The organism is Methanothermobacter sp. K4, from assembly GCF_022014235.1.
Taxonomy (GTDB): Archaea; Methanobacteriota; Methanobacteria; order Methanobacteriales; family Methanothermobacteraceae; genus Methanothermobacter.
This window is the reverse complement of sequence record NZ_JAKLTD010000002.1, coordinates 222,002-226,603: the sequence shown is the minus strand read 5'-3', so window position 1 is coordinate 226,603 and position 4,602 is coordinate 222,002. Positions and strand designations below refer to the sequence as shown.

Sequence of the window (4,602 nt, the reverse complement as noted above, 5' to 3'; positions counted from 1 at the left end):
TGATCATAATCATTCACGTTCAATGGTTTATGTGGGTGTACTTAAAAATAGTTTCCCTGGATAGAATTCGTTGATCATAATCATTCACGTTCAATGGTTTATGTGGGTGTACTTAAAAATAGTTTCCCCACATCACCACTCAAGTTTTGTCAGCCAAACCCTGATACCGGGTGGTGTGTTTGAGAGTTTAACCAGGCCATTCTCTGACACTATCTCCATCCCTGAGAGTTCACTGACCGAGCAGAGCTGGTGGTGGTCCGGGTGAGTGCCCGGGGTTATCTCGCAGCTCAGTCTTATGGTATCTGAGGCCGAGACCACCATCTTCAGCCTCCGGGATCCTGGATGGTTTTCAGGGAGAACAACAAGGGGGTTTTCTATCTCAAGGAGGAGGTAGGCGAGGGCCATTATACCCCTCCTTGTCTTTTCCCCGGAGCTGAATGCAGATATAACTATGAGGTCGTCGGGTTCAAGGAACAGGGCAACCTCGTCATCGGGGGTGTTCATGAAGATGGTTCTCCCCCTGCCGGAGGGTATTATGCCAAGTGTACCTGAATCCGACTCCACAAAGAGTATCCTGTCATCCTTCAGATTGAATTCCAGACAACTCACCCTCTAACCTTCACATTCAACGTTATCTGACTGGCATGATGGACAGATTATCCGCCTTCCAACACCCTTGAACTCGTTTCCACAGTCAAGGCACTTACATTTACGGGTCTTCATCTTCTTGATGTCTATATCAGCCATTGGACCTCCAACAGTGCACATATCTATCACCAGCTTAATCTATCTTCACCATCCCTTATCTACTTTATCCAGAGGGATTCCTACACTGGACCTCTATTTTAATACCATTATCTGGCTTATCCAGAGGAGATTCCTACATTGAACTTCTTTTTTAATACTATTCCACGTAAAACCTTATTATTGAGAATAAAGATAAAGTTATATGGTTATAAAGACCAGGTGAGTTAATGAAGAACCTTATTTTCCCATTCACAGCTATAGTTGGACAGGAGAAGGTGAAAAAGGCCCTTATACTCAACGCCATAAACCCCAGGATAGGGGGTGTCCTCATAAAGGATGATAAGGGGACAGGTAAGACAACCGCCGTGAGGGCCCTGGCAGACCTTCTTCCATCACTGCGAACGGTTAAGGGCTGCCCCTTCAACTGCGACCCTGATGAACCCGGGGAGGCATGTGAGGTGTGCCGCTCAGGGGACCTGGAGGTGGAGTACCGGAAGATGCGGGTGGTTGAGCTCCCCCTGGGTGCAACAGAGGACCGTGTGGTTGGATCCCTTGACATAGGGAAGGCGCTCACAGAGGGTATAAAGGCCCTTGAGCCGGGTATACTTGCAGAGGCCAACAGGAACATACTCTACGTTGATGAGATAAACCTGCTGGATGACCACCTGGTGGATGTCCTGCTTGATGCGGCGGCCTATGGTGTAAACACAGTTGAAAGGGAAGGTATATCCCTTCAGCACCCATCAAGGTTCATCCTGGTTGGGACCATGAACCCTGCGGAGGGTGAACTCCGGCCCCAGCTTTCAGACAGAATAGGTATTCACATAAATGTTGGCACGGTCACCGACATAAGGCAGAGGATCCTGATAATGAAGCGCAGGGATGAATTCGAGGATGACCCTGAGGGATTCGTTGAGAGGTTCGCTGAGAGTCAGCGGGAACTCAGGGAGAGGATAATGGAGGCCAGGAAGCTCCTTCCAGCAGTCACCATTGACGATGGCCTCCTTGAGCTGATAGCAAGGGTCTGTGTGGATGCAGGGGTCGATGGGCACCGATCCGATATTGCAATCGTGAGGACCTCAAAGGCCATAGCGGCCTTCAACGGGAGGAGGAGGGTCCGTGAGGAGGACGTCGAGGATGCCATAATACTCGTTCTGGGCGAGAGAATACCTGGAAGGACCTATAACCGTGAAAACACCAGGAGGGAGATGCAGAGGGCCCGTGAGGAGATGGAGCGTGAAAGGGAGTCAGAGGAGCCTGAATCAGGAAGCAGTGACTCAGGTAGTGACTCAGGTGAAGGTGGAGAGGGTGATGATGAAACCCGGAGTGGGGAATCTGCTGGGGGAGGCAGCACTGCAGATTCAGGAGCCTCACCGGCGGCATCATCCCTGGGGGCCCTTGCCGCTGACGTGGAGGGCAGGGAACCTGAAACCCAGGACATGGACGTTGATATAAAGAAGCTCCTCAGGATCAGGGGCAAGAAGAAGGAGCGGCTTTACGGTTCAAGGGTTGAATCAAAGACCACGAAGGGAAGGTACGTGAAGAGCAGGTTCCCCACGGGCTCAGGTGACGTTGCTGTTGACGCCACACTGAGGGCCGCCGCATCAAGGGGGGAGCTTAAGATAGAACCCGGTGATATAAGGGAGAAGATACGCAAGCACGGTGCAAGGGCATCAATCGTCCTGGTGGTGGATATAAGCGGGTCAATGTTCTCGGAGAAGAAGGCAGCCAGGGTTAAGGGTCTCATAGAGAGATTCATAGAGGACGCCCAGAGGCATAAGGACAGGATAAGTGTCGTGGGGTTCCGCGGAAGGGATGCGAAGGTTATAATACCCTCAACAGCCAGGGCATCATCATTCAGGGATACAGTGGACAGCATAAGGGTTGGTGGCACAACACCAATGGCAGAGGGTATAAAGAGGGGCCTTGAGATACTCAGGGAGGAGAAGAAACACAGCGAGTATGTCCCGTTCATGGTTATCCTCAGCGACGGCATGCCAAACGTGGGGGTTGAGAGGAACCCCAAGAGGGAGGCGGTTGCAGCAGCAGCCAGGCTTAAGGAGGAGGATATACCCTCCGCTGTCATAAACTTTGAGCAGGGCTCAAGGGGTGGAAGGGACCTCAACATGGAGATAGCCCTGGCCTCGGGTGGCAGTTGCTATGACCTCCATGACCTTGAGGACCCATCCATTGCCGTCCGGAAGATAATGGGGCATGAGAGGGAGATGTTCTAGTACCTGCCCACCCAGCAGGACCCTGAAATAATATTTATACATGGATGGCGCTGTGAGCTCCCTTGTGGTCTCGCAGCGGATGTCCAGACCTGAAATAATATTTATACATGGATGGCCAATATCACCCTGATGAGAATCGTGGTATACCATGCAGAGGAGTGTGACAGGAAGAAGTGCACCAGCCTCAAACTCGGCAGGAAGGGAAAATTTAAAATAGTAAATAGTCTCAACCAGATACCCAGAGGTGCACTTGTCCTCAACCCTTTTTCTGAGAAGGCAGTCTCACCCGGGGACCGTGACATGGTCATGAAGAGGGGCATCGCAGCCCTGGACTGCTCATGGAAAAAGGTCAGAAAGTCATCGGTCATATTCCAGACCGCAGGGAACCACAGGTCGCTGCCATTCCTGGTGGCCGCAAACCCCACCAACTATGGAAAGCCCTGCATACTATCAACTGCAGAGGCCGTGGCGGCAACCCTTTATATAGTTGGACTGAAAGATATAGCGTCTGACATCATGTCCTACTTCAAGTGGGGTCCACACTTCCTGGACCTCAACCGTGAACTTCTTGAAGCTTACTCCCGGGCTAGGGATAGCCTTGAGGTTGTTGAGATTCAGAACAAATACATAGGAGGCTAATTATGGCAAGATTTGAGGAAGCAGAAAACAGACTATTCAATATCAAGATCTGCCTTAAATGTAACGCCAGGAACCCACCAACTGCAAAGACATGCAGGAAGTGCGGTTACAAGGGATTAAGGTACAAGGCAAAGGAACCAAGGGGTTAAACAGCCCCCTCCCCAGTTATTACTTTTCTGAGTGTTCAAAATGAAGGTTGAAGATTATTTCCATGATATTCTTGGGGAGAGGAAGATACACCTTACCCTCATCGACCCTGAGGAACAGACCCCTGAGGAGGCCGTTGAGATTGCAGAGGCCGCCATAAGGGGGGGTACCGATGGTATAATGCTTGGCGGTTCAACCACAGATTCCAGTGAACTTGACAATACAGCCAGGGCCCTCAGGGAGAACATAGATGTCCCGATAATACTTTTCCCTGGGAACACCACAGGTGTCAGCCGCCACGCAGATGCAATATTCTTCATGAGTCTCCTCAACTCAAACAACCCCTACTGGATCATAGGTGCCCAGGCCCTTGGCGCCCCGACTGTTAAGAAGATGGGGATAGAGGCCCTCCCAATGGGTTACCTTGTGGTTGAACCAGGGGGTACAGTGGGCTGGGTTGGAGACACCAAGCCAGTCCCCAGGAACAAGCCGGACATTGCGGCAGCATATGCCATGGCCGCGGAGTTCCTGGGTATGAGGCTCTTCTACCTTGAGGCGGGTTCAGGTGCCCCCCAGCATGTGCCTGAGGAGATGATATCCCTTGTTAAGAGGTGCACAGACCAGATACTCATAGTGGGTGGCGGTATAAGGACAGGTGCGGATGCCGCAAGGGTTGCAGGTGCAGGTGCAGATGTCATAGTCACAGGTACTGTGGTTGAGAACAGTTCAAACGTTGAGGACAAGATCCGCGAGATCGTTGAGGGTATTGGGTCCCTCTGATAATTTATCTTTTAAGTATTGATTAGGTATTCGCACTCTAAAAGTTCCAGTATTT

At 51.1% G+C, this 4,602-nt stretch carries 6 protein-coding genes; 4 read left to right on the top strand and 2 right to left on the bottom strand.

Annotated features, from left to right (window positions below; all coding sequences use genetic code 11):
• Positions 1–132: 132 nt before the first annotated feature.
• Both L5462_RS04820 and L5462_RS04815 read right to left on the bottom strand, forming a co-directional pair.
• A complete protein-coding gene (locus L5462_RS04820) occupies positions 133–609 on the bottom strand; it encodes a hypothetical protein (protein ID WP_237779680.1) in 477 nt (158 codons plus the stop codon).
• Positions 610–612: 3 nt separating this feature from the next.
• On the bottom strand, positions 613–777 hold the full coding sequence (locus L5462_RS04815) for a hypothetical protein (RefSeq protein ID WP_171770386.1): 165 nt from the start codon (positions 775–777) through the stop codon (positions 613–615).
• Between the two features lie 197 nt (positions 778–974).
• Here L5462_RS04815 and L5462_RS04810 point away from each other — a divergent pair, with 197 nt between their 5' ends.
• The 4 genes from L5462_RS04810 (at position 975) to L5462_RS04795 (ending at position 4,547) form a co-directional block, all read left to right on the top strand.
• On the top strand, positions 975–2,981 hold the full coding sequence (locus L5462_RS04810) for a VWA domain-containing protein (RefSeq protein WP_237779679.1): 2,007 nt from the start codon (positions 975–977) through the stop codon (positions 2,979–2,981).
• 129 nt (positions 2,982–3,110) lie between these two features.
• The gene (locus L5462_RS04805; protein ID WP_237779678.1) at positions 3,111–3,620 is read left to right on the top strand and encodes a DUF367 family protein; all 510 of its coding nucleotides are present in this window, start codon (positions 3,111–3,113) and stop codon (positions 3,618–3,620) included.
• Between the two features lie 2 nt (positions 3,621–3,622).
• Complete coding sequence (locus tag L5462_RS04800) at positions 3,623–3,769, top strand: 50S ribosomal protein L40e (RefSeq protein ID WP_010876192.1); 147 nt, start codon at positions 3,623–3,625, stop codon at positions 3,767–3,769.
• Positions 3,770–3,809: 40 nt separating this feature from the next.
• On the top strand, positions 3,810–4,547 hold the full coding sequence (locus L5462_RS04795) for a geranylgeranylglyceryl/heptaprenylglyceryl phosphate synthase (RefSeq protein WP_237779677.1): 738 nt from the start codon (positions 3,810–3,812) through the stop codon (positions 4,545–4,547).
• Positions 4,548–4,602 lie beyond the last annotated feature (55 nt).